The organism is Lentzea xinjiangensis (assembly GCF_900110955.1).
Classification (GTDB): Bacteria; Actinomycetota; Actinomycetes; order Mycobacteriales; family Pseudonocardiaceae; genus Lentzea; species Lentzea xinjiangensis.
Map to the genome: position 1 here is coordinate 106,490 of NZ_FOFR01000012.1, position 24,973 is coordinate 131,462.

Below are 24,973 nucleotides of genomic sequence, written 5' to 3' on the forward strand. Positions count from 1 at the left end.
AGGAGGCGGTATGGCACTGGCCAGGCGTCCGGATGACGTGAAGAGCCGTGAGGATCTCTTCGACTTCATCACGGATCTCGCCGAGGAGTTCGAGACGGGCAACACCGCGGGTTGGCGAAACCGGACGTTGCCGGAGTATCTCGACGGGATGAGCAGTTGGCTGCTCGCTGCGGATGGTGCCTACCGCAACCTGAAGGGCACACCGGTGCCCGAGCAGCCGACCTGGGAGCTCGTCGCCTGGATGTTGTGGGCGGCGACCGACCACGAGTGAGCAACACGCGGAAGGGCCTCTCCGGCCGCGCCGGAGGGGCCCTTCCGCGTCCCAACCCCACCACATACCCGCAACCACCGGCGGTTAACCCACCTGCCACTGAGAGGTCATCGTTCTGACCTGCTGTCATTAGCCAACCCAGCATCACCCTGGTTCGCATGACGCAGCCGGAACTGCTTGTCAGCACCCCTGTCCAGCAGGACGGGAACGCCCCCCGCTACTCCCTCCTCGTAGCTCGCGACAGCGAAGAGGTCGTCGCCGCCCAGAAGCTGCGCTACGACGTGTTCGCCGGTGAGATGGGGGCGACGCTGCACACCGGCGTGCCCGGGCACGACGTCGACGAGTTCGACGAGCACTGCGACCACCTGGTCGTGCGCGACGACCGCACCGGCGAGATCGTCGGCGGCTACCGCATGCTGCCGCCGGAGCGGGCCAGGGAAGCCGGCCGCCTCTACAGCGACGGCGAGTTCGACCTCGGGAACCTCGACGGCATCCGGCACAGCACGGTCGAGACCGGGCGGTCCTGCGTTCACCCCGACCACCGCAACGGCGCCGTCGTCAGCCTCGTGTGGGCCGGCATCGCGCGGTACATGTTGTTGAGCGGGCACAAGTGGCTCGTCGGGTGCGCCTCGATCCCCTTGCACGACGGCGGAAGTCTCGCGGCCGGTGTGTGGGACGTGGTGCACGCCAAGCACTTCGCGCCCGAGCAGTACCGCGTCACGCCGCGCAACCCGTGGGACGTCGACTCGGTCGCCCGGCCGGAGAAGACCGTGGTGCCGCCGCTGCTCAAGGGGTACCTGCGGCTCGGCGCCAAGATCTGCGGCCGGCCCGCGCTCGACGCGGACTTCGGTGTCGCGGACCTGTTCATCCTGCTCGGCATGGACCACGTGGATCAGCGTTATCTCAAGTTCTTCCTGGGGGAGACGGCATGAGTCACGCCTGGATGCCCGCGTCGCCCTGTGGTGACGGGTGTGTCAGCACGGCTCCGCGGAGCGTCAGCTCGATCAGGCAGGCCTGGCGGGCGGTCACCGCCGTCACGGCGCTGCTGTGCGGCGTGGTGGTCGCACTGGCCCTGCTGCTGCCGCACCGGCAGCGGGAGAGCACCATCCGCCTCTGGTTCCACGCCGTGCTCCGCGCGTTCGGGGTCCGGCTGGAGGTCCACGGTGCCAGGAGGTTCCAGGAGATCCCCAAGCGCGGGGTGCTCGTCGTGAGCAACCACGTGTCGTGGCTCGACGAGCTCGCGATCGACTCGGTGCAGCCGATCCGGCTCGTGGCCAAGAAGGACATCAAGAGCTGGCCGGTGCTCGGCCGGATCATCACGGCGGCGGGCACGGTCTACCTCGACCGGGAGAAGCTCCGCGACCTGCCGCGGGCCGTCAGCGACCTCACCGCCACGCTGCGCGGCGGCAGCGCGGTCGGCATCCACGCCGAGGGGACGACGTGGTGCGGGCTCGCGTCCGGGCACTACAAGCCGGCGCTGTTCCAGGCCGCGATCGACGCCGGGGTGCCGGTGCGGCCGATCGTGCTGCGGTACCGGATCGGCGATCACGTCAGCACGCAGCCCGCGTTCATCGGCAGTGACACGCTCATCGACTCGATCCGGCGCGTGCTGAAGGTCAAGGGCCTGGTCGTGGAGGTGCACGTCCTCGACGAGATCGCTCCCGGCCGGGCGGCGACGCGCAGGGAGCTCGCGAAACTTGCCAAAGAGCAATCAAACCGCTTGACCTCGACCGAGCTGGAGATAGCACCATCAACGGGTGACTCTCACCGCGCCCGCCCCATCACGCCTCTGGTCGCCTGACCGCCGCTGGCCCACGACGGGCATCCTCCTGCTGGTCACCCTGCTCGCCTTCGAGGCGATGGGGGTCGGCACGGCGATGCCCACCATGGTCAGCGAGCTGAAGGGCGAGGCGCTCTACGCGTGGCCGTTCCTCGCGAACCTCGCGGCGAGCGTCATCGCCACGGTCTTCTCCGGCCGGCTCTCCGACCGGAGGGGACCGAGGCCGGCCGTGTTCGTCGGCGTGGCGCTGTTCCTCGCCGGGCTCGTGGTCGCGGGTGTCGCGGAGAACATGGCGGTGCTGCTCGCCGGCCGCGCCCTGCAGGGGTTCGGCGCCGGCTTCCTGATCGTCGCGGTCTACGTGCTGATCGCGGTCGCCTACCCGGAGAGCGACCGGCCCGCGGTCTTCGGCGCGCTGTCCGCGGCGTGGGTGGTGCCCTCGCTGGTGGGACCGGCGGTGGCGGGCTGGGCGACCGAGCACGTGACGTGGCGGCTGGTGTTCCTCGCGATCGTGCCGTTGGTGCTCGTCGGCAGCGTGTTGCTCATCCCGGTGCTGCGCGGGCTGCCTCCGCACACCGCGGCCCCTCCGCGGCGCAGGCACCTGCCGGCCGCCGCGGTGGCCGTCGGCGTCGGTGTGGCCGCGCTGAGCTGGGCGTTGCAGCACCGCACGTGGTGGCTGCTCGCCGTGGCGTTGCTGCTGCTGGCTCCCGCGCTGCGCGTCCTGCTGCCGAAGGGCACGCTGCTGGCCCGCCGGGGCCTGCCCGTCACGATCCTGGCGCGCGGCCTGCTGGCCGGCACGTTCTTCGCGGTCGAGGGCTTCATCCCGCTCACGCTGACCGTCGTGCACGGCTACTCACCCCTGGAGGCGGGCATCCCGCTGACGCTGAGCGCGCTCGGCTGGGCCGGGGCGTCGATGTGGGCGTCGCGGCACCCCGAGATCGAGCGCCACGCGCTCGTGAGGACCGGCTTCCTGTTCACGGCGACCGGCATCGCGGCCGTGACGCTCATCGCACCCGCGTGGGGCCCGGCCTGGCTGACGCCGGTCCTGTGGGCCGTGGCCGGCGCGGGCATGGGTATGGCGACGTCGAGCGTCGGCGTGCTGATGATGGCCGCATCACCCGAGGCCGACCGCGGTTTCAACTCCGCCGCGCTGCAGATCTCCGACATGCTCTTCTCCGGGACCATGATCGGACTCGGCGGCGTGCTGGTGGTGGCGACGGCGCCGACCGCGGGCGTGGTGGTGCTCAACCTGTCGATGGCGGCGTTGGCCGTGGTGGGAGCGATTCTGACGGGGCCCCGCATGCGGGCTACCCTGGAGTCCTGATGGCTTATCTCGACCACGCTGCCACGACCCCGATGCACCCGGAGGCGGTCGCGGCGATGACCGAGGCGTTGTCCACCACGGGCAACGCCTCGTCGCTGCACACCTCCGGCCGGCGGGCGCGGCGGGCGGTCGAGGAGGCCCGCGAGACCATCGCCGACGCCCTGGGCGCCCGGCCGTCCGAGGTGCTCTTCACCGGCGGCGGCACGGAGAGCGACAACCTCGCGGTCAAGGGCGTCTACTGGGCGAGCGGCAAGCGCCGCGTGCTGGCCTCCGCCGTCGAGCACCACGCCGTGCTGGACGCCGTCGAGTGGCTCGAGCAGCGCGGCGCCGAGGTCACCTGGCTGCCGACCGACCGCCACGGGCGGGTGTCGGCCGACACGGTCGCGGACGCGCTCGACGACGACGTCGCGCTCGTCACCACGATGTGGGCGAACAACGAGGTCGGCACCATCAACCCGGTGCACGACATCGCGTCCGTGTGCGCCGAGCGCGGCGTGCCGTTCCACACGGACGCGGTGCAGGCCGTGGGCGCGGTGCCGGTCGACTTCGCCGCGTCCGGCGCCTCCGCGCTGACCATGACCGGCCACAAGGTCGGCGGCCCGTACGGGGTGGGCGTGCTGCTGCTGGCCCGCGACGTGAAGTGCGCGCCGTTGCTGCACGGCGGCGGCCAGGAGCGCGACGTGCGGTCGGGCACCCTGGACGTGCCCTCGATCGTCGGGCTCGCCCGCGCCGTGCGGATCGCGGTGGACGAGCAGGAACAGCGCGCCGCCGAACTGGTGGAGCTGCGCGAGGAGCTGATCGCCTCGGTGCGCGCGGTGGTGCCGGACGTGATCGTGAACGGCGACCCGGCCGACCGGCTGCCCGGCAACGCACACCTGACGTTCCCCGGCTGCGAGGGCGACAGCCTGCTGATGCTGCTCGACGCGCGCGGTGTCGAGTGCTCGACGGGCTCCGCGTGCACCGCCGGTGTGGCGCAACCGAGCCACGTGCTGCTCGCGATGGGCGTCGAACCGGCGTTGGCGCGGGGCTCCCTGCGGTTCTCGCTCGGGCACACCTCGACGCGCGCGGACGTCGAGAAGCTCGCGTCGGTGATCGGCCCGGTGGTGGAGAGGGCCCGCACGGCGGGCCTGGCAGGCATGAGGCGTTCCCGGAAGGTGGTCAAGCAGTGAAGGTCCTCGCGGCGATGAGCGGTGGTGTCGATTCCGCGGTGGCGGCGGCACGTGCCGTCGAAGCGGGACACGACGTGACGGGCGTGCACCTGGCGTTGTCGGCCAAGCCCGGCACCCTGCGCACGGGCGCCCGCGGCTGCTGCACGATCGAGGACGCCCACGACGCCCGTCGCGCGGCGGACCTCATGGGCATCCCGTTCTACGTCTGGGACTTCGCCGAGCGCTTCACGGAGGAGGTCGTGGAGGACTTCGTCGCGGAGTACGCGGCGGGCCGCACCCCGAACCCGTGCCTGCGCTGCAACGAGCGGATCAAGTTCGAGGCGTTGCTGGACAAGGCGATCGCCCTCGGCTTCGACGCCGTCTGCACGGGCCACTACGCGCGGCTGGAGCTGGTGGACGGGCGTCCGGAGCTGCGCCGCAGCGCCGACCTGGGCAAGGACCAGTCGTACGTGCTGGCCTCGCTCACCGCGGACCAGCTCGCGCACGCGATGTTCCCGTTGGGGGACACCACGAAGGACGACGTGCGCGCCGAGGCCGCCGCGCGCGGCCTGTCGGTGGCGAAGAAGCCGGACAGCCACGACATCTGCTTCATCCCGGACGGCGACACGCAGAAGTTCCTCGCCGGGCGGATGGAGACCAAGCCGGGCCTGCTGGTCGACGACGAGACGGGCGCGGTGCTCGGCCGGCACGCGGGCGTGCACGAGTTCACCGTGGGGCAGCGCAAGGGGCTCGGGATCGCGGCTCCCGCCGCCGACGGCCGCCCGCGCTACGTGCTGGCGCTGGAGCCGGTGTCGGGCACCGTCCGGGTGGGCGCGGCCGAGAAGCTCGCGGTCACCGGGATTTCGGCGTCGAACCCCATCGCGCACGTGGACCTCGACGGACCGGTGGAGTGCGTCGCGCAGGTGCGCGCGCACGGCGGCACGGCTCCGGCGGTGGCCGAACTGGTGGACGGCGTGCTGCAGGTGCAGCTGCGTGAGCCGTTGCGGGGCGTGGCGCCGGGACAGGCCGTGGCGATCTACCGCGAGGACGCGGCGGGCGACCTGGTGCTGGCCAGCGCGACCATCGACGCGACCAGCTAATTCACTTGTAGCGCCGGTGGCGCGGACCTAGCGTTCGCCGTGTGACGTTCAATGACACGGGGTTCGTCGACACGCGGTCCGATCTCGCCGAGAGGGCTCGCAACGCGTTCCGGTGCTTCGTCGGTGCCGCGGACCGGCGGAGGTTGAACAGCCACCTCCACCGGCACGAGGTGCCGGTGTGGGTGGTGTCGCCGCTGCGGCGGCTGGCGAGGCCGTTCCGCCGCGCTAGCTGGGACGCCACTCCGAGTTCGCTCCGCACAGGAGCACGCAGGGCAGCTCACTCGACACGTCGTCCCTGAGGAACGCCGCGAACGCCGTGGCGCCGGCGGGTTCGACCGCGATCCGGAACTCCTCCCAGAGGCGGTCGCGCGCCGAGAGGATCTCCTCGTCGGACACCAGCGCCGAGGTGACGTTGTTGCGGCGCAGGATGTCGAGCGACAGCGAGCCCGCCCGCGTGGCGCCGAGCGCGTCCGCGGCGACGGACCTCACGGTGGAGTCGACTGGCGCACCGGCCTTCAGCGCGTGGTGCATCGCGCAGCAGTTCTCGGGCTCGACGGCGACGACGTGCCGTCCGCCTGACGCCAGTGCGGCACCTCCGACGAGACCGCCGCCGCCCACCGCGACGAAGATCGCGTCCACGTCCGGGGCGTCCTCGACGATCTCCTGGGTGACGGTGGCCTGCCCCTCGATCACCGTGAGGTCGTCGTACGCCTCGACGTAGGTGACGCCGAGCCCGCGCGCGGCGAGGGCGGCCTCGGCGTAGGTGTCGCCGTGGCGGATCAGCTTGGCGCCGAGCGCTTCGATGCGCCTGGTCTTGGTCTCGGGCGCGGTCACCGGGACGAACACGGTGGCGTGCGCGCCGAGGAGCTGGGCGGCCTGGGCGACCGCGATGCCGTGGTTGCCGCCGGACGCCGTGACGACCTCGGACACGTTCAGCGACAGCAGCTTGTTCACCGCACCGCGGATCTTGAACGAGCCGGTGAGCTGGAGGTGCTCGAGCTTGAGCACGAGCGGTCGCCCGTCGACGGACACGCGCAGGACCGGGGTGCGGCGGACGTACTGCGACAACGTTCTCATGTGACCAGCTTCCACAAGAACTGCGCGAGAGTCACGATGCCCAGCAGAAAACACACCAGGACGAAGGTGCCGCCGGCCATCACGAGCAGGCAGGCGCCCCAGGACGTCTCCTCGTCCGGTGTGGCCTCCAGCCGGTGCCGCAGTTCGACCCGAGCCTGGAGTTCCAGTGCCGCGAGGCGGGTGCGGGCGGTCTCGGTGGGGGCCTGGTCGATGCCGCCCTGCCATGAGAGCGCGACCAAGCGCGCCTCCGCGCGGCGGTAGGCGCGCTCGAACGCCAGCGTCTCCTCCGGATCGCGGTCGTCGGAGAGGTAGGTCCAGCGGCCCGCCTGGGCGGGCTGGCCGAGCACCCGGTAGACCTCGGCGAGCCGCTCGCGCAGGTCGAGCCGGTGCGGGTACGTGCCGACCAGGCCGGCGACGCGCTGACGTGCGCGAAGCACGCTCGCGAGGTCGCCGTGCCGCAACTCGTCGGCCGCTTTGCGGAGCGTCAGCTCTACCGGCATGCCGAGTAGTTTTGCAGGTGGGGCTAGCTTTGACCCGTGGTTGGCCTATTGCTGCTGGTCTCCGGTCTCGCCTGGTGGCTGGGGCTCTACCTGGTCGCCCGCGACCCGCGCAAACCGCTGCTGTGGTGGGCGGGTGCGGGACTGATCAGCTACGCGGTGGCGGTCGTCGCGCCGCACCCGGTGCTGCTCGGCGTGCCGGCGCTCGCCTGGACGGGAGCGGTCCTGCTGCTCGCCCGGCCCGAGCTGATCAGGTGGTGGCTGGTCGCGCTCGGCCCGTTCTTCGTGGCCTCGTTCTGGCTGCCATGGCTCGTGCTGCTCCCTTTGACCGTGTCGACCGTTCTAGCCATAAGAAGACGTTCTTACTTTTCACTCGTCGGGGTGATGTTCGGGCTGTCCGCCGGTGCCTTCCTGGTGCGGCTGCTGCCGGACGCGCTGACACTGCCGATGATCGGCTTCGACCTCGTGCTGTTCGGGGTGCTGGTGGCCGTCACCGACGCCGTCGAGGAAGGCGAGGCGATCCGCGCGGACATGCTGCGGTCGCTCGTGATCGCCGGCTTCACGGCGGTGCTGTTCGGGTCGCAGGTCGTGCTGTTCGGCGGTCCGGAGCTGCTGGCCCACACCACGGTCGCGGCGGCGATCGCGGTCCAGGTGCTCGCGAACCCGCTGGCTTCCGTCGTGGACCGGTTCGCGGTGCCCGCGGTCGCCGCCGAGCGCGCCGAGCTCCGCGACGCCGCGGAGGCCCTGCCGAAGCGCCGGCCGCTGGTCACCGAGGACGAGGCCGAGTTCGCGCGGCTGACCCGCAAGGCGTTGAGCCACTACGGCGACCTCGGCAAGCTCGTCGCGAGCCCGTTGATCGCGCTGACCGGTGAAGGCCCGCCGCTGGACCGGGCCGCGGAGCTGAAAAGCCTGTTGCTGGCGAGCATTCAACGGCTCAAGCCCGCCGGCGGCGATTTCGGCACGAGCGACGAATGGCGTCACTACAACGCCCTCTATTTCTACTACGTCAAGGGAATCCGCCCGTACTCGGTGCGGACCAAGCGCGAGGACCTCGATCCCGAGGACCGCAGGGCGTTGCAGTGGTTCGTGACCCAGGTGCCCGAACGCACCCTCCACAACTGGCAGAACGCGGCCGCACGCCTGGTGGCGGCCGACCTGCTGGCAGGAGTTGGCAGCGTTTGACGTGGTTTCGGCAGCTCCGGCGAGGCCATCGTCGGGCCATGTTGAAATTCGCCTTGAAACTCGACGGTGTCGCTTCGTTCGGCCTCGGTCTGCTGACCGTCCTGATCCGCCCGGAAATCGGAATGCCGGTGGGCTGGCAGGTCGGGCTCGGTCTTTTCTGCGTGGTCTACGGAGTGGGGGTGTTCCTCCTGGGCACCCGCCCCGGCCCGGACCGGCGGATCGTGCTGCTGGTCATCGCCGGCAACCTGGTGTGGGCCACCGACAGCGTTCTCACCGCGGCGGTGAAGTGGTTCCCGCTCACCACCGCCGGCGTCGTGCTGGTGGTGGCCCAGGGGCTCGCGGTGCTCGGGTTCGCGGTCCTGCAGTTCCTCGGCCTCAGGCGCGCAGCGTCCGCGAACGACCGCGGAACTCGGCCACGACCTCGGTCCCACGCCTGACCGTGATGTCGTAGATGCCGCTGCGGCCGAACCGGGTCCGTTCCACCGCCTCCGCCACCAGCTCGTCACCCGCGTGCACGGGCCGGATGAAGTCGATCTCGGCCGTGGCGGCGACGGTGACGGACCCGGCCCGGTTGCAGGCACAGGCGAACGCCGAGTCCGCCAGCAGGAAGACGTAACCGCCGTGCGCGATGCCGTGGCCGTTGAGCATCAGCTCGGTGACCGCCATGCGCAGCACCGCGTACCCGTCACGCAGCTCGACGGGCTCGATGCCCAGCGCGGTCGAGGCCTTGTCGGCGGCGAGCATCTCGGCAGGACCATTCATTCGTGGCAGCGTAATCACCCTGGCGGTGGTGTCACGCAGCGTTGGCCCCGACCTACTGTCCGAATGCTTGATCGCTCAAAAACGGAGGTGGTCATCATGGGTGGATGCTCTTGTTGCAGCTCGTGCACGGGTCCGAGCTGCGGGTGCTGCGGCTCCTGCTAGCAGCGGGCGAACGGACGGAGGCCGGTGCGGGTGGAGATCCCGCGCCGGCCTTTGCCTTGCGCGGGTGGGAGGTGGTGTGGGAACGCGGGGCGCGTCGCGTTCCCACACCACGTCTGTGGGCGTCTCACTGAGGGCGCCTGCTCGGTCACCGTAAGTGGCCTGGACCACAGGGTCAATGGGTCTAGACCTCTTCTGTCCGGCGGACAGTGGAACAATTCGCCGGGTGCGTGGAGCCACTGGAATCGGATCGCTGCCCGGAACCGACATCGACGAGGCGGCGAGGATCGTCGTCGGCGAGCTGCCGGAGCTGCCGCACGTGCCGGAGCTGCCGGCGCGGGGCGTCGGCGCGGACGTGATCGGCCGCACCGCCGGCCTGCTCGTCGACCTCGCCATCGAGGTCATCACCTCTGGGTACCGCGTCACCGCGCGGCCCGGCCGTGACCACCGCCGTGCCGTCGACCTGCTGCGCGGCGACCTGGACGCGTTCGACGAGGCGCTGGAGCGCGCCGGCGCCCAGCCGTCGACGGTGAAGGTCCAGGCGGCGGGACCGTGGACGTTGATGTCGAACATCGAGCTGATGCGCGGCCATCGGGTGCTCACCGATCGCGGCGCCGTGAAGGAGTTCTCCGAGTCGCTGGCCGAAGGCCTCCGGCAGCACGCCGCCGCGGTCGCGAGGCGCACGGGGGCGAAGGTCGTCGTGCAGCTCGACGAACCGGGTCTGCCCGCCGTGCTGGAGGGCCTGCTGCCGACGCCGTCGAAGCTCGGCACGGTGCCCGCCGTGCCCGGACCCGACGCCCGCGCCGTGCTGGCCACCGTGATCGGCGCGCTGGAGGGTCACGAGGTCGTCGTGCACTGCTGTGCGCCGCACCCGCCGTTGACGCTGCTGCGCGAGGCCGGTGCCACGGCGGTCGCGTTCGACGCGACGCTGGTCAAGGGGGCGGAAGCGCTCGACGAGATCGGCGAGGCGTGGGAAGCGGGCACGACGCTCGCGCTGGGCCTGGTGCCGAGCGTCGATCCGGGTGCGCCGGTGACGCTGAAGGAGATCGGGCAGCGGGCGTTCACGCTGGTCGACCGCCTGGGCTTCCCCCGCTCGATCCTCGCCGAGAAGGCGCTGCCCACCCCCACGTGCGGGCTGGCGGGCGCGACGTCCACCTGGGTGAAGCGCGCGTTGGGCCTGACCCGCGACCTGTCCTCCGCGTTTGTGGAGCCGCCGGAGGGCTGGTGATGTCCGGTGGGGGCGGCTAGTCTGCTGCGACCTATTAGGAAACTTTCTTAACTTAAGGCCACCGCCGCGGCCTGGAACGGGAGTTCCGAACATGCGCATCAGACGTGCGGCCCTCGTCGCCGCAGTGCTCACCGGTGTGGTCGCGGCGCCTGCTCAGGCCGCCCCCGCGAGCCACATCAGGCTGGACCAGGTCGGTTTCGGCACCGCCGAGGCCAAGCACGCGTACGTGCTCGGCGGCGCCGCGAACACCAGGTTCGCGGTGGTCGACAACCGCGGCCGGACCGTGCTGACCGGCAGGACGGGCGCCTCCACGGGCTCGTGGAGCGACCGGTTCACCTCGGTGCACCCGATCGACTTCTCGGCGCTGAAGACCACGGGCACCTACCGGATCAAGGTCGGCGCGGCGACCTCGCCCGCGTTCAGGATCGACTCCCTGGCCAGGCTGTTCTCGCCGGTCGCGCACAACACCGTCGAGTTCTTCCAGGCGCAGCGCGACGGCGCGGACGTCGTCCCCGGCCGGCTCGGCCGCCGGCCCGCGCACCTCGCCGACCGCGAGGCTTTCGTCTACGAGGAGCCGGTGTTCTCCGGCGAGGGCGGCGACGAGATCGCGGCGCCCCTGCGGCCCACCGGTGCGAAGGTCGACCTCGAAGGCGGCTGGTTCGACGCCGGCGACTTCGTGAAGTTCACCCACGCGTCGTCGTACTCGACCGCGTCGATGCTGCTCGCGTTGCGCGACAGGCACGATGGCGCGCTCTACGAGGAAGCGAAGTTCGGCCTCAGGTGGCTCGACAAGGCGTGGGATGAGCAGACCGGCACGCTCTACGCGCAGGTCGGCATCGGCACCGGTTCCGAGGAGTTCGGCTTCGTCGGCGACCACGACGTGTGGCGCCTGCCGGAGGCCGACGACCGGCTCGACGTGCGGCCGGGCGACCGCGAGTACTACCTCAAGCACCGCCCGGTCTTCCGCGCGAACGCCGCCGGCGAGAAGATCAGCCCGAACCTGGCCGGCCGCGTCGCGGGCTCGTTCGCGCTGGCCGCGCAGATCGAGGCGCGCCACCAGCCGCGCCTCGCCCGCGAGTACCTGGAGAAGGCCGCCGGGCTCTTCGCGCTCGCCAAGACCGAGGACGTCGGCCGGCTCGTGACGGCGTTCCCGCACGCCTACTACCCGGAACCGTCGTGGACCGACGACCTGGAGTTCGGCGCCACCCAGCTCGCCCTGGCCGCGAAGGCGTTGAACGACCCGCGCCACCTCCGGTTCGCCCGCGCCGCGACCCACTGGGCCAAGGAGTTCCTGGCGACGCGGGACCCCGACACCCTGAACGTCTACAACATCTCCGCACTCGGTCACGCCGACCTCGCGAAGCTGCTGAAGGCGGGGGTCCCCGGCGCCGAGGTGACCGAGGCGCAGGTCGTGGGCGACCTCCGCCGCCAGTTGCGGCAAGGGGCGGACGCGTCGGAGAGCTCGCCGTTCCGCACCGCCGCCGACGTCGGGACCTGGGACGTCGGCTCCCGCACGTTCGGCTTCATCACGACCGCCGCGCTGTACCGGAAGCTGACCGGTGACCGGACCTACGACACCTTCGGCACGCAGCAGCGCGGCTTCGCCCTCGGCACGAACGCCTGGGGCACCACGCTGGTCGTCGGTGTCGGCTCGAAGTTCCCCCAGTGCCCGCACCACCAGGCCGCGAACCTGTCCGGCTCGCCGGACGGCGGCTCGAAGGTGCTGGTCGGTGCCGTGATCAACGGCCCGAACGACGCCTCGCTGTTCGGGGACCTCGGTGAGATGCCGCCGGGTTCCGTGGCCTGCACCAAGCCCTACACGGTGGAGTTCGACTCCGCGAGGTCCGTGTTCGCCGACGACCTGCGCTCGTGGCCGAGCTCCGAGCCCGCCATCGACTTCACGGCGACGGGCGTGCTCGGCTTCTCGCTGATCGCCGGCTCCTGAGTGGCGCCTGCGCGGGCCCGGGTGTCCAATGAGGACCGTGCTCGGGCTCGCGCTGGTGGCTGCGTTGGTGATCGGCGTCGCGCCGGCGCACGCGCTGCCGTCGGACGTGACCTGCCCAGTGCCTGCCACGCACGACCCCGAGGTGATCCGGACGGTCCTGGCGACGGGTCTGTCGTTGCGCGTCAGCGACAAGGTGCTGCTCGCCGGGTTCGCCGCCGGGTGGGTCGAGTCGCACATGAACAACCTGCCCTGCGGCGACCGCGACTCGCTGGGCGTCTTCCAGCAGCGCCCGTCGATGGGCTGGGGCACGCCGGAGCAGATCATGGACGTGCCGCACGCGGCCCGGCGCTTCTTCGAGCGCGCGGTGGAGGTCGACCGGCCGGACCTGACGCCGGGACTGCTCGCCGACGCGGTGCAGCGGTCGTGTTGCCCGGAGCGCTACGACGAGGCCCTGCCGCACGCCTCGTCGCTCCTGCGGCAGGCGTGGCAGGGCGGACCGGAGGTTGTCGGCGGTGTCGTCCACGTGGTCACGGATGGCGACGTCTGGGCCGATGGCACGCGGCTGAGCACTTCCGGCGCGTTCGTGGGGCGTCCGTCGGTGGCCGGCCGGTCGGTGTTCGCACGGACTGCCCGCGGCGAGATCATGGCGTTGGCCGACGGGGTGTGGCGTCCGGTGGCCTCAGGGGTGGCCGGTGATCCCGAAGCCGTCGTTCGTGCGGACGGGACCGTTTCGCTCTACGTCGTTCTCGCCGACGGCAGCGTGGCGGAATTGTCGGACCACTCTGCGATGATCGGGATGGGGGCCGATCTCCCCCCAGGGGTCCGGCAGTCGGGATCGATTCCGCTCAGCCCGCCCGGCTTCGCGGCGGGCAAGCCGTCCGCGGTCGTTCACCCGGACGGGTCCGTGGCGCTGTACGTCAGGTCCGGCACCGCGCTCGTGGTCCGCGCGGCGGGGGTGTGGCGCGAGGTGGCCCAGGGCCTCGAGGCGTCACCCGAAGCGGTTCTCCGTCCTGACGGGACGGTGGTCGTGCACAGCCTGATCGGCGGACGGGTGCACCGCCTGGGTGCGAGGTGGGAACTGGTGGCCGAAGGCCGTTTCGTCGACACGGTGTCGGCACTGCCGGATGGCGCGGTCTACGCGCGCACGGCCGGCGGTGAGGTGCTCAAAGCCGGTTGAAGGGCTCCGCGTACCGGAACGCCCCGCCCGGAACCTCCCCGAACAACCGGGCCTGGAAGTGCGGCGCCCACTCGGCCACCGGCGGCGTGATCCCGAACTCCGAAGCCGGCCGGAACCCGAACCGCGAGTAGTACCCCGGGTCGCCGAGCAGCACGACGGCCCGTTCGCCCAGAGCCTCCGCGGCCCCGAGGACCGCGTGCATCAACGCCTTCCCGACGCCACGCCGTTGGTGTGAGGGAAGCACGCTGAGAGGCCCGAGCCCCAAGGCGGCCACCTGCCCGACGTAGCCGCGCGTGCAGACGACGTGACCCAGCACCTCGTCCGCGACCAGCGACAACTCGGGGATCCACCCCTCGTCCGCACGCAGTTGGTCGACCAGCTCGGCCTCGAGGCCCCGCGCGAAGGCCAGGTTCGTGACGGTCCGGATGGCGTCGATGTCTGCGGGCGTCTCCCGCCGGATCAGCATGACCGGCACTGTGGCGAACCACGTCGCCGCGCGCCACCCGGTTTCCGCTCCGGACGAATTCGGTGTTCGCTGTGGGGAGATGACGCTCTGCCTGAGGAGGGTGCGTTGATCTTCTTCGAGGATCCCGCGCAGTTCGACACGTGGTTGCACGAGAACGGCAAGACCGAGACCGAGCTGTGGATCAAGTACGCGAAGAAGGGCTCGGGACTGAAGTCGATCACTTACGACGAGGCGCTGGACATCGCGTTGTGCCACGGGTGGATCGACGGGCTGGTGCGGTCCGTGGACGACACCTACTACTCGCAGCGCTGGACGCCGCGCAAGCCGCGCAGCAAGTGGTCCAAGCGCAACTGCGCCAAGGTGGAGAAGCTGGTCGCGGAGGGCAGGATGCTGCCCGCCGGTCTCGCGGAGGTCGAGAGGGCCAAGGCGGACGGGCGCTGGGACGCCGCCTACGCCGGTCCCGCGACGATCGAGGTGCCGGACGACCTCCAGGAGGCGCTCAGGGCCAACCCCGCGGCCGCCGCGGTCTTCCAGACGCTGAACAGCCAGAACCGGTACGCCATCCTCCTGCGCGTCCACGACGCGAAGAGGCCGGAGACGCGGCGGAAGCGCATCGCGCAGTTCGTCGGCATGCTCGCCGAGGGCCGCAAGCTCTACCCTTGAAAATCATGAAGTGGTTCCGCCGCCGCAAAGCCGAAGACGTCGCACCCGCCCACCTGCCGAACGCCGAGGAGGCCGCGCACCGCTTCTGGGAGCGGTGGTTCGAGCTGGTGCCGGTCGTCAGCGCGGCGCTGGGCGACGGCGAGCCGCACCGCGTCGAGGGCGAGCTGGCGGACCTCGTCGCGACCCTGCACCCGGATCTGGTGTTCTCGCTCGAACAGGGCCACCTGGCGATGTACGCGCTGGTGGTCACCGGGCAGGAGGACCCGCGGCTGCGCCCGTACACCGACGCGTGGATCAAGGCCGCGCCGCCGCCCGACATGGTGTGGGAGTTCCACGACTCGGTGCCGCCGGTGCCGGACCCGACCGAGGTGGTCGTGAACCTCGGCGAGGTGAGGGTGCGGCTCGGCGACTACCGCGTGGTGGCGCAGGTGGACGGTGACGTCGTGGACGTCGCCGTCTACCACCCGGCGCTCGCGGAGCTGAGCGAGCAGCAGCGGCGGACGATGACGTTCCTGCCGCTGGACGTCACTCTCGGCGAGCGGCTGGCGGGGGAGCGGTTGCGCCGCGTGGAGACCGCGGAGCTGGAGCCGGCGGGCACGATCAGCTTGCTGGAGCTGCGTTCACTCGTTCGAACGCTCGCCGGGGTTTCGGACGTCTGATTGTGTCGGACCTGGTCACTAAGCTGTCGGACGTGACCAGCGAGAGCCTTGAAGACGTCCCGGCGCAGGTGCGCGAGCGGCATGCCGTGCTCGCGGAAGAGGTGCGCTCGCACCAGTTCCGCTACTACGTGCTGGACGATCCGATCGTCACCGATGGTGAGTTCGACGCGTTGCTCAAGTCGCTGGAGGCGCTGGAGGCCGAGCACCCCGGTCTCGCCACGCCGGACTCGCCGACGCAGCGCGTCGGCGGCACGTTCTCGACCGAGTTCCGGGCGGTCGACCACCTGGAGCGCATGCTCAGCCTGGACAACGTCTTCACGCGGGAGGAGCTGTCGGGCTGGTTCGAGCGCGTGCGGAAGGAGGTCGGCTCCGGCACGCACTTCCTGTGCGAGCTGAAGATCGACGGCCTCGCGATCAACCTGCTGTACGAGAAGGGCAGGCTCACGCGGGCGCTGACCCGCGGCGACGGCCGCACCGGCGAGGACGTGACGCTGAACGTGCGCACGATCGCGGACGTGCCGGAGGTGCTGGAGGGCTCCGCCGAGTACCCGGTGCCGGACCTGGTCGAGGTGCGCGGTGAGGTCTTCTTCGCGGTCGAGGACTTCCTGGCGCTGAACGCGTCGCTGGTCGAGCAGGGCAAGCCGCCGTTCGCGAACCCGCGCAACACCGCCGCGGGCTCGTTGCGGCAGAAGGACCCGAAGGTGACCGCGTCGCGCAGGCTGCGGATGATCTGCCACGGCATCGGCAAGACCGAGGGCTTCGAGCCGGCCCGCCAGTCGCTCGCCTACGAGGCGCTGAGGTCGTGGGGCCTGCCGGTGTCCTCGCACACCGAGGTGCTCACCGACCCGGAGGAGATCCACCGCAAGGTCGAGTACTGGGGCGAGCACCGGCACGACGCGGTCCACGAGATCGACGGCCTGGTCGTCAAGGTCGACGAGGTGGCGCTGCAACGGCGCCTGGGCACGACGTCGCGCGCCCCGCGGTGGGCCATCGCGTACAAGTACCCGCCGGAGGAGGCCACCACGACGTTGCTCGACATCCAGGTCCAGGTGGGCCGCACCGGCCGGGTGACGCCGTTCGCCCTGATGGAACCGGTGAAGGTGGCCGGCTCGACGGTCGCGCGCGCCACGCTGCACAACGCGTCGGAGGTCAAGCGCAAGGGCGTGCTGATCGGCGACCGCATCGTCATCCGCAAGGCGGGCGACGTGATCCCCGAGGTGCTCGGCCCGGTTCTCGCGGCCCGGCCGGACGACGCGCGCGAGTTCGTGATGCCGGCCCGCTGCCCCGAGTGCAACTCCGTGCTGCGGCCGATGAAGGAGGGCGACGTCGACATCCGCTGCCCCAACGCCCGGACGTGCCCGGGGCAGCTGCGCGAACGCCTGGCGTACCTCGCCTCCCGCTCCGCGCTGGACATCGAGGTGCTCGGCTACGAGGCGGCGGCCGCGATCACCGAGTCCACCCTCTACACCAACGAGGCCGACCTGTTCGACCTCGACGCCGAGGCGTTGCGGCAGATCGAGCGCTTCCGGACGAAGAACGGCGAGCTGTCCGCGAACGCGCTGAAGCTGCTCGACAACCTCGAGACCGCCAAGTCCCGTCCGCTGTGGAGGGTGCTGGTCGCGCTGTCGATCCGCCACGTCGGCCCCACCGCCGCCCGTGCCCTGGCCCTGCAGTTCGGCTCCATCGACGCGATCACCGAGGCGGACGAGGAGGTCCTCGCCGGCACCGAGGGCGTCGGCCCGACGATCGCGGCGGCCGTCGTCGAGTGGCGCGAAACCGAGTGGCGGCAACAGGTCGTGCAGCGCTGGCGGGCCGCCGGCGTGCGGATGGAGGACGAGCGCGACGCGTCCATCACCCGCAACCTCGAAGGCCTGTCCATCGTGGTCACCGGTTCGCTGGCGGAGTACTCCCGCGACTCGGCCAAGGAGGCGGTCCTCGCCCGCGGCGGCAAGGCGGCGGGCTCGGTCTCCAAGAAAACCGCTTTCGTCGTCGTCGGCGACTCGCCAGGATCGAAGTACGACAAGGCCGTCTCCCTGAAGGTCCCCGTGCTCGACGAGGCGGGCTTCCGCGTCCTGCTGGAGCAGGGCCCGGACGCCGCGAGGGAGGTGGCGACCATCGGGGAAGAGGACGCGGATGGCTGATGTGACGGTCCGCCCGGCGCTGGAGTCCGACCTGGCCTCGATCGGCGCGATCACGGTCGAGGCCTACCGCGTCGACGGCTTCGTCGACGAGCACGACGACTACGCCACCACCCTCGCCGACGCGGCGTCCCGCTTCCGCGAAGCGGAGGTCCTCGTGGCCGTCGACAGCGCGTCCGGCGAGGTCCTCGGCTCGGTCGCGGTCGTCCGCCCCGGCACGCCCTACGCGGAGATCTCCCGGCCGGGCGAGGTGGAGTTCCGCATGCTGTCCGTCGCCACCGCGGCGCGCGGCAGGGGCGTCGGCGAGGCCCTGGTGCGCGCGGTGATCGGCAAGGCCCGCGGTGCCGGCGCGAGTGCCGTGGTGCTGTCGTCGTCGGAGAAGATGCAAGCGGCGCACCGGCTGTACCGCAGGCTCGGCTTCACCCGGCTGCCGGACCGCGACTGGCTGCCGGTACCCGGTGCCGACCTGGTCGCGCAGGCCTACAGGTTGCCGCTCTGAGCAACCCGGCCCGCGGTCGGGCGTCCACCGGACGGGGTGCGCGAATGAGACCGGCCGTCGTCCTGCTCCTGGTCCTGACCGCGGTGCTGCCGGCGGCCTCAGCCGCACCGGTGCACCTGCCCGGCCACGACCGGCGAGAGGTGGAGCAACTGGCGCAGCGCTACCTCCAGCACCGCGCCGACAAGGTCACCGCCGTGGCGCAGACCGCGGGGTTCGGCGTCCCCACGACCGACCGGCTCGCGGCGGAGCTCCGCACCGACGAAGCGAGGCTGGCCGCCCGCCGCGAGCGCCACGGCGACCTCCCGCACGGCGGCTACTCCCGCGCGGACGTCCGCACGTCCGTCCGCCGGCTCACCGTCGACCCGGACGGCAGCGTCGTCGCGCACGTGCGCGAGCTGACCTCGTTGTACTTCGTGAAGAGCAACGCCGTGCCGCACACGAGCTTCTCGATGTCCCACGTGCTGGTCTTCCAGCGCACCCGTGCCGGCTGGACCCTGGCCGAGGCGACGGTCCCACCCGGTGCGCAGTGCGGGATCCCGCCGGAGACGCAGTTCTGCGGCCCGGCGTCAGAGCGATGAGATGATCCGCGCCCGCAACTTGAGGTCCCTCGCCGCCTGCTCGTGCAGCAGGTCGCGCAGGACCTCGGCGGGCAGGGCTCTCAGCACGTCCTTGAGCTCCACGTCCTCGGCGTCCGGCGGCGGGACCGTCTCGCCGCGGTCCAGCAGCACCAGCCCGACGGCGACGCAGTGCTTGCAGAAGAACCCCTCCGACCCGTGCGGACAGGTACACGCCCCCACCAGATGCGTGCCGGACCACGACAGCTCCACCGCGTACGCGGCGTCGTCACCACCACGCACCCGCGCCGCCACGTGCCTGCTGTGCACCCGCAGGGACAGCACGGCGTCGCGGTAGGTCAGGCCGCGCCAGTACGACTTGGTGCCCGCGCGGTGCAGGAGCAGCTCGGTGGTGAGGGTCGTCGACACGGGGGTCATCCAACCGGGTGACCACAGAAAGGATCAACATGCTCGCGGCGGGCCCACCGCAACCCGGTGGAAGCCCGAGGCGCGCGACGTGAGCCGCGCTCGTCGAGGTGGTGCGGCGGTGAGCGACAACCGTTCGCCCACCGCCGAACCTCGCACTAGCGGGTGGTCGTCTCCAGGTCGAGCAGCGTCACGGCGGCCCGGAAGTACTTGTTGGTGCCCAGGTCGCGCACCGTCTTTATGTTGAACGCGGCCTTGAGCTTCTCCGCGTCACCCGCGCTCACGCCCTGGAGCGCGTCGACGGGGGCGTCCAGGATCTCGCTGAGGGGGAGGTTCTCGTACTGCTTGTCGAGGAGCATGTCGAGGTTCACGGTGACGGCCATGATCTTCATCCCTCCGGAAGTGGGGCGATCCGGGCCGATTCTGATGGCAGTTGGCGAAGCGCGCACCACGTAACGGCGGCCCGCGAAGCTCGTGCGGCGCGAAGAACCCCGCGGACCGCAACCTCGGCCGCTCCGATCACCGCCTCCGGCGCGTGACCGCGACGACGACCACGCCCGCCACCGCGAGCAACCCGGCCACCCCCATCACCCAATCGCCCGCCACGAGGTCGGGCTGGGCGAGCACCAGGGCCAGTCGCATGCCTCCAAGCTAGCCCTTGGAGCAACGCGCGCACGATGTATGTGTGGGACCGTGGGACTGTGCTGCAAGCCTGTCTGAACGGCTCCCGCACAGCCGAGGAGCACCCGGCCCTGCCGCTGTCCCCCGAGCGCCTCGCGGAGGACGCGGCCGATGCCGCCGCGCTCGGCGTCACGTCGGTGCACCTGCACCCGCGCGACGTCATCGGTCACCGGACGCTGGCCGGGCCGGAGATCGCCACCACGATCGCCACGGTCAGGGCCGCGGTGCCGGGCATCGAGATCAGCGTGTCGACGGACGTGCCGGGCAACCGCGGCAGGCAGATCGCCGGCTGGGCGGCGCTCGCGGCGGGCAGGCCCGACGTCGCCTGCGTGCACGTGGGCCGGCCCGGCTGGCGCGACCTCGCCCAGGCGGTGCACCGGGCCGGCGTCGGCGTCGAACTGGTCGTCGAGGACCGCGTCCGGCTCGGGCCGGTGCCGGAAGGCGTCGCCAGGATCGTCGTCACGGCGACCAGGGACACCGCGGAAAGCCTGCTGCAGCTCGTGGAACCGCTGGGTCTGCCGATCCTGTTGCACGGCAGGGACGACGACGCCTGGCCCGTGCTCACCTACGCCGCGACGCTCGAACACGACGTGCGCATGGGCCTGGAGGACACGCTCACCAAGCCCGACGGCAGGAAGGCCCGCAACAACGCCGAGCTGATCGCGATGGCCCGGCGCAACCAGCGCAGCAGAGCCCCCGGTTAGTCCGGCAGCACGACCGCGACGATGCCGGCCAGGTGCGCCAGGCGGGCCACCTCGGCCGCGCGGAACATCGGGCCGCCGGGACGGCCGACGACCAGCACGCGGTCCGGCTTGCCCAGGGGCGTGGCGGCCAGTTCGGTGCCCAGCTCGCGCCAGGTCTCCGGCACCCACTCCTCCTCGCCGTCGAGCACCGTCGCGCGCTCCAGCGGGAACCACGGCACGTCCGCCATCCGCGTCTCCGGCGCCGCGGAGGAGGCGGTCAGGCGGTTGATGCCGGTGCCCTCCGGGCCGACGACGACGGCCCAGCCCGCGCGGATGATCTTCGGGACGCCCTCGGTGAAGACCTCGAGGCCCTTGCGCGGCTCCTCGGCGATCTCCTCGACGAGCTCCAGCTCGCGGTGGGTGTCGAGGATGCCGGCGTAGGGGCGCACGGCGTCGACCTCGACGCCCTCGACGGACTCGGCCGCCGTGATCAGCGTGTCGGGCAGCCGGCCGGACGGGAGCTCCACCACCAGGTCGTCGATGGCGAGGCCGGAGCCGCGTTCCACCACGTCGACGCTGAGTATGTCCGCCCCGATCTCGCCCAAAGCCGATGCGACCGCGCCGAGGGTGCCGGGACGGTCCGGGAGCTGGACCCGGATCAGGAACGACAAGGTGAACGCCTCCATAGCTCGTGCACCGGACCCCGCGTCCTGTGCCGTTGCCGGTCGGTGATTCTCGCAGACGCATCGTCAACGCATGACCTGCTGTCCGCGTTGCGGAACGGTTAAGTTGAGACGTCGGTCAACGACCGGGGCGGTAACCCGTTCGAAGGCGCGCCTGACCAGCCCATAGACTCATGGGGTTCCCGATTCGAATCCCGACCCTACGGGGGTTGACAGGAGTGCCCAGCATCTCCCGCGACGAGGTCGCGCACCTGGCGAAGCTCGCCAGGCTGGCCGTCACCGAGGACGAGCTCGACTTGTTCGCCGGCCAGCTCGACGTGATCCTCCAGTCGGTGGCGACCGTGGGCGACATCGCCACGGCCGACATCCCGCCGACGTCGCACGCCGTTCCGCTGACCAACGTCTTCCGCGAGGACGTGGTCCGTCCGAGCCTCGGTCAGCAGCAGGCGCTCTCCGGCGCTCCTGAGGCCGAGGACGGCCGGTTCCGCGTGCCCCGCATCCTGGGTGAGGAAGCATGACCAACGACCTGATCCACGCCACCGCGGCCGAGCTCGCCGCGAAGATCCACAGCGGTGAGGTCTCCAGCGTCGAGGTCACCCAGGCCCACCTCGACCGCATCGCCGAGACCGACCAGGCCGTGCACGCCTTCCTGCACGTCGACGCCGAGGGCGCGCTCGCGCAGGCCCGCCAGGTCGACGCCGACGTCAAGGCCGGCAAGGTGGTCTCCCCGCTCGCGGGTGTGCCGCTGGCGCTCAAGGACGTCATGACCACCGAGGGCGTGCCGACCACGGTCGGCTCCAAGATGCTCGAAGGCTGGCTGCCGCCCTACGACGCGACGGTGACCCGCAAGCTCAAGGACGCCGGCGTCGTCATCCTCGGCAAGACGAACATGGACGAGTTCGCCATGGGCTCGTCAACCGAGAACTCGGCGTACGGCCCCACGCACAACCCGTGGGACCTCGACCGGATCCCCGGCGGGTCCGGCGGTGGCTCGTCCGCCGCGCTGGCCGCCCTGCAGGCGCCGCTCGCGATCGGCACCGACACCGGTGGCTCGATCCGCCAGCCCGGTGCGGTCACCGGCACCGTCGGCGTGAAGCCGACCTACGGCGGTGTCAGCCGTTACGGCCTCGTCGCGTTCTCCTCCAGCCTCGACCAGGCGGGCCCCTGCGCGCGCACGGTGCTCGACGCCGCGCTGCTGCACGAGGTCATCGCGGGCTACGACGAGATGGACTCCACCTCGATCAACGAGCCGGTCCCGCCGGTCGTCGCCGCCGCCCGGGAGGGTCTGAACGGCGACCTGACCGGTGTGCGCATCGGCGTGGTCACGCAGTTCAGCGGTGAGGGCTACCAGCCCGGCGTGCTGCGCAGCTTCCAGGCCGCGGTGTCGCAGCTCAAGGAGCTCGGCGCGGAGATCGCGGACGTCTCCTGCCCGAGCTTCGACTACGCGCTGCCCGCGTACTACCTCATCGCGCCGAGCGAGTGCTCGTCGAACCTCGCCCGGTTCGACGCCATGCGCTACGGCCTGCGCGTCGGCGACGACGGCACGCGCAGCACCGAGGAGGTCATGTCGCTGACCCGCGAGGCCGGCTTCGGCCCGGAGGTCAAGCGCCGCATCATGATCGGCACGTACGCGCTGTCGTCCGGCTACTACGACGCGTACTACGGCTCGGCGCAGAAGGTGCGCACGCTGATCACGCAGGACTTCCAGAAGGCGTTCGCGACCTTCGACGTGCTCATCTCGCCGACCACGCCGACCACGGCGTTCAAGATCGGTGAGCGCGCGAACGACCCGATGGCCATGTACAAGGCCGACCTGTGCACCATCCCCGCGAACCTCGCGGGCACCCCTGCCATGAGCGTGCCGAGCGGTCTGTCCGATGAGGACGGTCTGCCGGTCGGTCTGCAGATCATGGCGCCGGCGCTGCAGGACCACCGCATGTACCGCGTCGCCGCCGCTTACGAAGCCGCCCGTGGCGCGTTCGGAGGTCCGTCGCTGTGAACATCAAGAAGGCCAGGGGCCTGCTGGGTCTCGCCGGCGCCGTCGCGGGTGCGGCGGGCGCGTTCTCGGGCTTCCGGGCCGCACGGGCGAAGAACGACAAGCTGGCCCTGGCGAACGCGATCGCGAGCATCGCCGTGGCGATCACCGGCGCGGCTCTGGCCGTCCGGGCCCTGCGGAAGGACGAGTTGGCATGACCTCTCTGGTTGAGCTGATGGACTACGACGAGGTCATCGAGAAGTACGACCCCGTCCTGGGCCTTGAGGTGCACGTCGAACTGCACACCAACACGAAGATGTTCTGCGGCTGCGCCAACGAGTTCGGTGGCGAGCCGAACACGAACACCTGCCCGACGTGCCTCGGCCTGCCGGGCTCGCTGCCGGTGGTGAACGGCAAGGCCGTCGAGTCCGCGATCCGCATCGGCCTCGCGCTGAACTGCGAGATCGCCGAGTGGTGCCGGTTCGCGCGGAAGAACTACTTCTACCCGGACATGCCGAAGAACTTCCAGACGTCGCAGTACGACGAGCCGATCGCCTTCAACGGCTGGCTCGACGTGACGCTGGACGACGGCGAGGTCATCCGCGTCGAGATCGAGCGCGCGCACATGGAGGAGGACACCGGCAAGTCGCTGCACGTCGGCGGCGCCACCGGGCGCATCCACGGCGCCGAGCACTCGCTGCTCGACTACAACCGCGCCGGCGTGCCGCTGATCGAGATCGTCACGAAGATGATCCCGGGCACCGGCCGCCGCGCGCCCGAGGTGGCCCGCGCGTACGTCACCGCCCTGCGCGACCTGCTCAAGGCGCTCGACGTGTCCGACGTCCGCATGGACCAGGGCTCGCTGCGCTGCGACGCGAACGTCTCGCTGTCGCCGAAGACCACCGGCGCGCTGGGCACCCGCACCGAGACCAAGAACGTCAACTCGCTGCGCAGCGTCGAACGCGCCGTCCGCTTCGAGATGACGCGCCAGGCCGCGGTGCTCTCCTCCGGCGGCGAGGTGACCCAGGAGACCCGTCACTTCGACGAGTCCTCCGGCAGCACGTCCCCGGGCCGCAAGAAGGAGACGGCGGAGGACTACCGCTACTTCCCGGAGCCCGACCTGGTCCCGATCGCGCCGTCGCGCGAGTGGGTCGAACAGCTGCGCGGCACCCTCCCCGAGCTCCCCTGGGAGCGCCGCGCGCGCATCCAGAAGGAGTGGAACCTCACCGACGAGGTCCTGCGCGACCTGGTCAACGCCAACGCGCTGGACCTCATCATCGCCACCGTCGAGGCGGGCGCGAAGCCGGACGAGGCCCGCTCCTGGTGGGTGTCCTACCTCGCGCAGCAGGCCAACACCCGCGGCGTCGACCTGCCCGACCTGCCCATCACCCCAGCCCAGGTGGCGCGGGTGATCGAGCTGGTGAACGCGGGCGCGCTGACCAACAAGCTCGCCCGCGAGGCCGTCAACGGCGTGCTGGCGGGCGAAGGCTCCCCGGATGAGGTCGTCGAGAAGCGCGGCCTGAAGGTCGTCTCGGACGACTCGGCGCTGGAGAAGGCCGTCGACGAGGCCCTCGCGGCCCAGCCGGACGTCGCCCAGAAGATCCGCGACGGCAAGGTCCAGGCGGCCGGCGCCATCGTCGGCGCGGTCATGAAGGCCACGAAGGGCCAGGCCGACGCGGCCCGCGTGCGCGAGATCGTGCTCGCTCGCTGCTCGTAGATACACAATCGACAGCAAACTCACAAAGGGTCACCTGTTCGTGCAGGTGGCCCTTTGTGATCTTAGGCCGACCGAGTGGCTGTTAGCTAAATGAGACGTATACCTGTAGCCGTGTGTGCGAGCCTCTTCCTGCAACTCATCTGGGGGGATGAGAAGTATTAGTCCAAACGAGGGGGGAATCC

General features: G+C 71.1%; 29 protein-coding genes. 21 read left to right on the forward strand and 8 right to left on the reverse strand.

Annotated elements, in window-relative coordinates:
• Positions 1 to 10 precede the first annotated feature (10 nt).
• From BMW88_RS24545 to mnmA, 6 genes are all read left to right on the forward strand, one after another.
• Positions 11 to 271, forward strand: coding sequence for a DUF7660 family protein (locus BMW88_RS24545; RefSeq protein WP_089954382.1), 261 nt, complete (start codon positions 11 to 13; stop codon positions 269 to 271).
• A gap of 158 nt (positions 272 to 429) precedes the next feature.
• Positions 430 to 1,203 (forward strand): GNAT family N-acetyltransferase, encoded by a 774-nt coding sequence (locus tag BMW88_RS24550; protein ID WP_089954385.1) that lies wholly within the window; start codon positions 430 to 432, stop codon positions 1,201 to 1,203.
• The gene (locus tag BMW88_RS24555) at positions 1,200 to 2,072 is read left to right on the forward strand and encodes a lysophospholipid acyltransferase family protein (RefSeq protein WP_089954388.1); all 873 of its coding nucleotides are present in this window, start codon (positions 1,200 to 1,202) and stop codon (positions 2,070 to 2,072) included. Before BMW88_RS24550 ends, BMW88_RS24555 begins: the two co-directional genes overlap by 4 nt.
• A complete protein-coding gene (locus BMW88_RS24560; protein ID WP_089954391.1) occupies positions 2,029 to 3,372 on the forward strand; it encodes an MFS transporter in 1,344 nt (447 codons plus the stop codon). The genes BMW88_RS24555 and BMW88_RS24560 overlap by 44 nt, the downstream gene beginning before the upstream one ends.
• Complete coding sequence (locus BMW88_RS24565; protein WP_089954393.1) at positions 3,372 to 4,541, forward strand: cysteine desulfurase family protein; 1,170 nt, start codon at positions 3,372 to 3,374, stop codon at positions 4,539 to 4,541. Before BMW88_RS24560 ends, BMW88_RS24565 begins: the two co-directional genes overlap by 1 nt.
• Positions 4,538 to 5,620 carry a tRNA 2-thiouridine(34) synthase MnmA gene (gene mnmA, locus BMW88_RS24570; RefSeq protein ID WP_089954396.1) on the forward strand — a complete coding sequence of 361 codons (1,083 nt, stop codon included), beginning with the start codon at positions 4,538 to 4,540 and terminating at the stop codon, positions 5,618 to 5,620. The genes BMW88_RS24565 and mnmA overlap by 4 nt, the downstream gene beginning before the upstream one ends.
• A gap of 225 nt (positions 5,621 to 5,845) precedes the next feature.
• Here the strand turns inward: mnmA and BMW88_RS24580 are convergent, their stop codons facing one another.
• On the reverse strand, positions 5,846 to 6,697 hold the full coding sequence (locus BMW88_RS24580) for a serine/threonine dehydratase (protein WP_089954401.1): 852 nt from the start codon (positions 6,695 to 6,697) through the stop codon (positions 5,846 to 5,848).
• A complete protein-coding gene (locus BMW88_RS24585; RefSeq protein ID WP_089954404.1) occupies positions 6,694 to 7,197 on the reverse strand; it encodes a DUF6584 family protein in 504 nt (167 codons plus the stop codon). The genes BMW88_RS24580 and BMW88_RS24585 overlap by 4 nt, the downstream gene beginning before the upstream one ends.
• A 36-nt stretch (positions 7,198 to 7,233) precedes the next feature.
• Here BMW88_RS24585 and BMW88_RS24590 point away from each other — a divergent pair, with 36 nt between their 5' ends.
• Together BMW88_RS24590 and BMW88_RS24595 are read left to right on the forward strand one after the other, a co-directional pair.
• Positions 7,234 to 8,376: a hypothetical protein gene (locus BMW88_RS24590; protein ID WP_089954407.1), complete on the forward strand. Its 1,143-nt coding sequence runs from the start codon at positions 7,234 to 7,236 to the stop codon at positions 8,374 to 8,376.
• Between the two features lie 38 nt (positions 8,377 to 8,414).
• Positions 8,415 to 8,813 carry a hypothetical protein gene (locus BMW88_RS24595; RefSeq protein WP_143116224.1) on the forward strand — a complete coding sequence of 133 codons (399 nt, stop codon included), beginning with the start codon at positions 8,415 to 8,417 and terminating at the stop codon, positions 8,811 to 8,813.
• Here the strand turns inward: BMW88_RS24595 and paaI are convergent.
• Positions 8,752 to 9,138, reverse strand: a complete 387-nt coding sequence (paaI, locus tag BMW88_RS24600) for a hydroxyphenylacetyl-CoA thioesterase PaaI (RefSeq protein ID WP_089954412.1) — start codon at positions 9,136 to 9,138, stop codon at positions 8,752 to 8,754. The genes BMW88_RS24595 and paaI overlap by 62 nt on opposite strands.
• Positions 9,139 to 9,475: 337 nt before the next feature.
• On the opposite strand from paaI, the gene BMW88_RS24605 reads away from it, so the two are divergent.
• The 3 genes from BMW88_RS24605 (at position 9,476) to BMW88_RS24615 (ending at position 13,647) form a co-directional block, all read left to right on the forward strand.
• Positions 9,476 to 10,525 carry a methionine synthase gene (locus BMW88_RS24605; RefSeq protein ID WP_089954415.1) on the forward strand — a complete coding sequence of 350 codons (1,050 nt, stop codon included), beginning with the start codon at positions 9,476 to 9,478 and terminating at the stop codon, positions 10,523 to 10,525.
• Positions 10,526 to 10,616: 91 nt separating this feature from the next.
• Positions 10,617 to 12,470 carry a glycoside hydrolase family 9 protein gene (locus tag BMW88_RS24610; RefSeq protein WP_089954416.1) on the forward strand — a complete coding sequence of 618 codons (1,854 nt, stop codon included), beginning with the start codon at positions 10,617 to 10,619 and terminating at the stop codon, positions 12,468 to 12,470.
• A 28-nt stretch (positions 12,471 to 12,498) separates the two neighbouring features.
• Positions 12,499 to 13,647 carry a hypothetical protein gene (locus BMW88_RS24615; RefSeq protein ID WP_089954419.1) on the forward strand — a complete coding sequence of 383 codons (1,149 nt, stop codon included), beginning with the start codon at positions 12,499 to 12,501 and terminating at the stop codon, positions 13,645 to 13,647.
• Here the strand turns inward: BMW88_RS24615 and BMW88_RS24620 are convergent.
• On the reverse strand, positions 13,634 to 14,113 hold the full coding sequence (locus BMW88_RS24620) for a GNAT family N-acetyltransferase (RefSeq protein WP_089954421.1): 480 nt from the start codon (positions 14,111 to 14,113) through the stop codon (positions 13,634 to 13,636). The genes BMW88_RS24615 and BMW88_RS24620 overlap by 14 nt on opposite strands.
• A gap of 105 nt (positions 14,114 to 14,218) precedes the next feature.
• On the opposite strand from BMW88_RS24620, the gene BMW88_RS24625 reads away from it, so the two are divergent.
• From BMW88_RS24625 to BMW88_RS24645, 5 genes are read left to right on the forward strand one after another with little or no spacing between them, the layout of a single operon-like run.
• A complete protein-coding gene (locus tag BMW88_RS24625; RefSeq protein ID WP_218148196.1) occupies positions 14,219 to 14,776 on the forward strand; it encodes a YdeI/OmpD-associated family protein in 558 nt (185 codons plus the stop codon).
• A 5-nt stretch (positions 14,777 to 14,781) separates the two neighbouring features.
• Positions 14,782 to 15,435, forward strand: coding sequence for a hypothetical protein (locus BMW88_RS24630; protein WP_089954424.1), 654 nt, complete (start codon positions 14,782 to 14,784; stop codon positions 15,433 to 15,435).
• 23 nt (positions 15,436 to 15,458) lie between these two features.
• Positions 15,459 to 17,576, forward strand: coding sequence for an NAD-dependent DNA ligase LigA (ligA, locus tag BMW88_RS24635; RefSeq protein WP_089954735.1), 2,118 nt, complete (start codon positions 15,459 to 15,461; stop codon positions 17,574 to 17,576).
• A complete protein-coding gene (locus BMW88_RS24640) occupies positions 17,569 to 18,072 on the forward strand; it encodes a GNAT family N-acetyltransferase (RefSeq protein ID WP_089954427.1) in 504 nt (167 codons plus the stop codon). Before ligA ends, BMW88_RS24640 begins: the two co-directional genes overlap by 8 nt.
• A gap of 44 nt (positions 18,073 to 18,116) precedes the next feature.
• Complete coding sequence (locus BMW88_RS24645) at positions 18,117 to 18,650, forward strand: hypothetical protein (protein WP_089954430.1); 534 nt, start codon at positions 18,117 to 18,119, stop codon at positions 18,648 to 18,650.
• On the opposite strand, the gene BMW88_RS24650 is transcribed toward BMW88_RS24645, so the two are convergent.
• The 3 genes from BMW88_RS24650 to BMW88_RS44050 all read right to left on the reverse strand — a co-directional run bounded on the left by BMW88_RS24650 (position 18,639) and on the right by BMW88_RS44050 (position 19,694).
• Positions 18,639 to 19,055, reverse strand: a complete 417-nt coding sequence (locus BMW88_RS24650) for an SWIM zinc finger family protein (protein WP_143116225.1) — start codon at positions 19,053 to 19,055, stop codon at positions 18,639 to 18,641. The two genes, BMW88_RS24645 and BMW88_RS24650, sit on opposite strands and share 12 nt — an antisense overlap.
• Positions 19,056 to 19,210: 155 nt before the next feature.
• Positions 19,211 to 19,435 (reverse strand): hypothetical protein, encoded by a 225-nt coding sequence (locus BMW88_RS24655; RefSeq protein WP_089954736.1) that lies wholly within the window; start codon positions 19,433 to 19,435, stop codon positions 19,211 to 19,213.
• 136 nt (positions 19,436 to 19,571) lie between these two features.
• Positions 19,572 to 19,694 carry an MYXO-CTERM sorting domain-containing protein gene (locus BMW88_RS44050; protein ID WP_143116226.1) on the reverse strand — a complete coding sequence of 41 codons (123 nt, stop codon included), beginning with the start codon at positions 19,692 to 19,694 and terminating at the stop codon, positions 19,572 to 19,574.
• A 59-nt stretch (positions 19,695 to 19,753) separates the two neighbouring features.
• On the opposite strand from BMW88_RS44050, the gene BMW88_RS24660 reads away from it, so the two are divergent.
• On the forward strand, positions 19,754 to 20,437 hold the full coding sequence (locus tag BMW88_RS24660; protein WP_177221280.1) for a 3-keto-5-aminohexanoate cleavage protein: 684 nt from the start codon (positions 19,754 to 19,756) through the stop codon (positions 20,435 to 20,437).
• Here the strand turns inward: BMW88_RS24660 and BMW88_RS24665 are convergent.
• Positions 20,434 to 21,087, reverse strand: a complete 654-nt coding sequence (locus BMW88_RS24665) for an ACT domain-containing protein (RefSeq protein WP_177221289.1) — start codon at positions 21,085 to 21,087, stop codon at positions 20,434 to 20,436. The genes BMW88_RS24660 and BMW88_RS24665 overlap by 4 nt on opposite strands.
• 230 nt (positions 21,088 to 21,317) lie before the next feature.
• On the opposite strand from BMW88_RS24665, the gene gatC reads away from it, so the two are divergent.
• The 4 genes from gatC to gatB are packed head-to-tail and all read left to right on the forward strand — an operon-like array spanning position 21,318 to position 24,791.
• Entirely contained in the window at positions 21,318 to 21,617 is a 300-nt protein-coding gene (gene gatC, locus BMW88_RS24670) for an Asp-tRNA(Asn)/Glu-tRNA(Gln) amidotransferase subunit GatC (protein WP_086660690.1), read from the forward strand.
• Positions 21,614 to 23,098, forward strand: a complete 1,485-nt coding sequence (gatA, locus tag BMW88_RS24675) for an Asp-tRNA(Asn)/Glu-tRNA(Gln) amidotransferase subunit GatA (RefSeq protein ID WP_089954440.1) — start codon at positions 21,614 to 21,616, stop codon at positions 23,096 to 23,098. Before gatC ends, gatA begins: the two co-directional genes overlap by 4 nt.
• Positions 23,095 to 23,292 (forward strand): hypothetical protein, encoded by a 198-nt coding sequence (locus tag BMW88_RS24680; protein ID WP_342715184.1) that lies wholly within the window; start codon positions 23,095 to 23,097, stop codon positions 23,290 to 23,292. The genes gatA and BMW88_RS24680 overlap by 4 nt, the downstream gene beginning before the upstream one ends.
• On the forward strand, positions 23,289 to 24,791 hold the full coding sequence (gene gatB, locus BMW88_RS24685; protein ID WP_089954443.1) for an Asp-tRNA(Asn)/Glu-tRNA(Gln) amidotransferase subunit GatB: 1,503 nt from the start codon (positions 23,289 to 23,291) through the stop codon (positions 24,789 to 24,791). The genes BMW88_RS24680 and gatB overlap by 4 nt, the downstream gene beginning before the upstream one ends.
• The last annotated feature ends 182 nt before the right edge of the window (positions 24,792 to 24,973 follow it).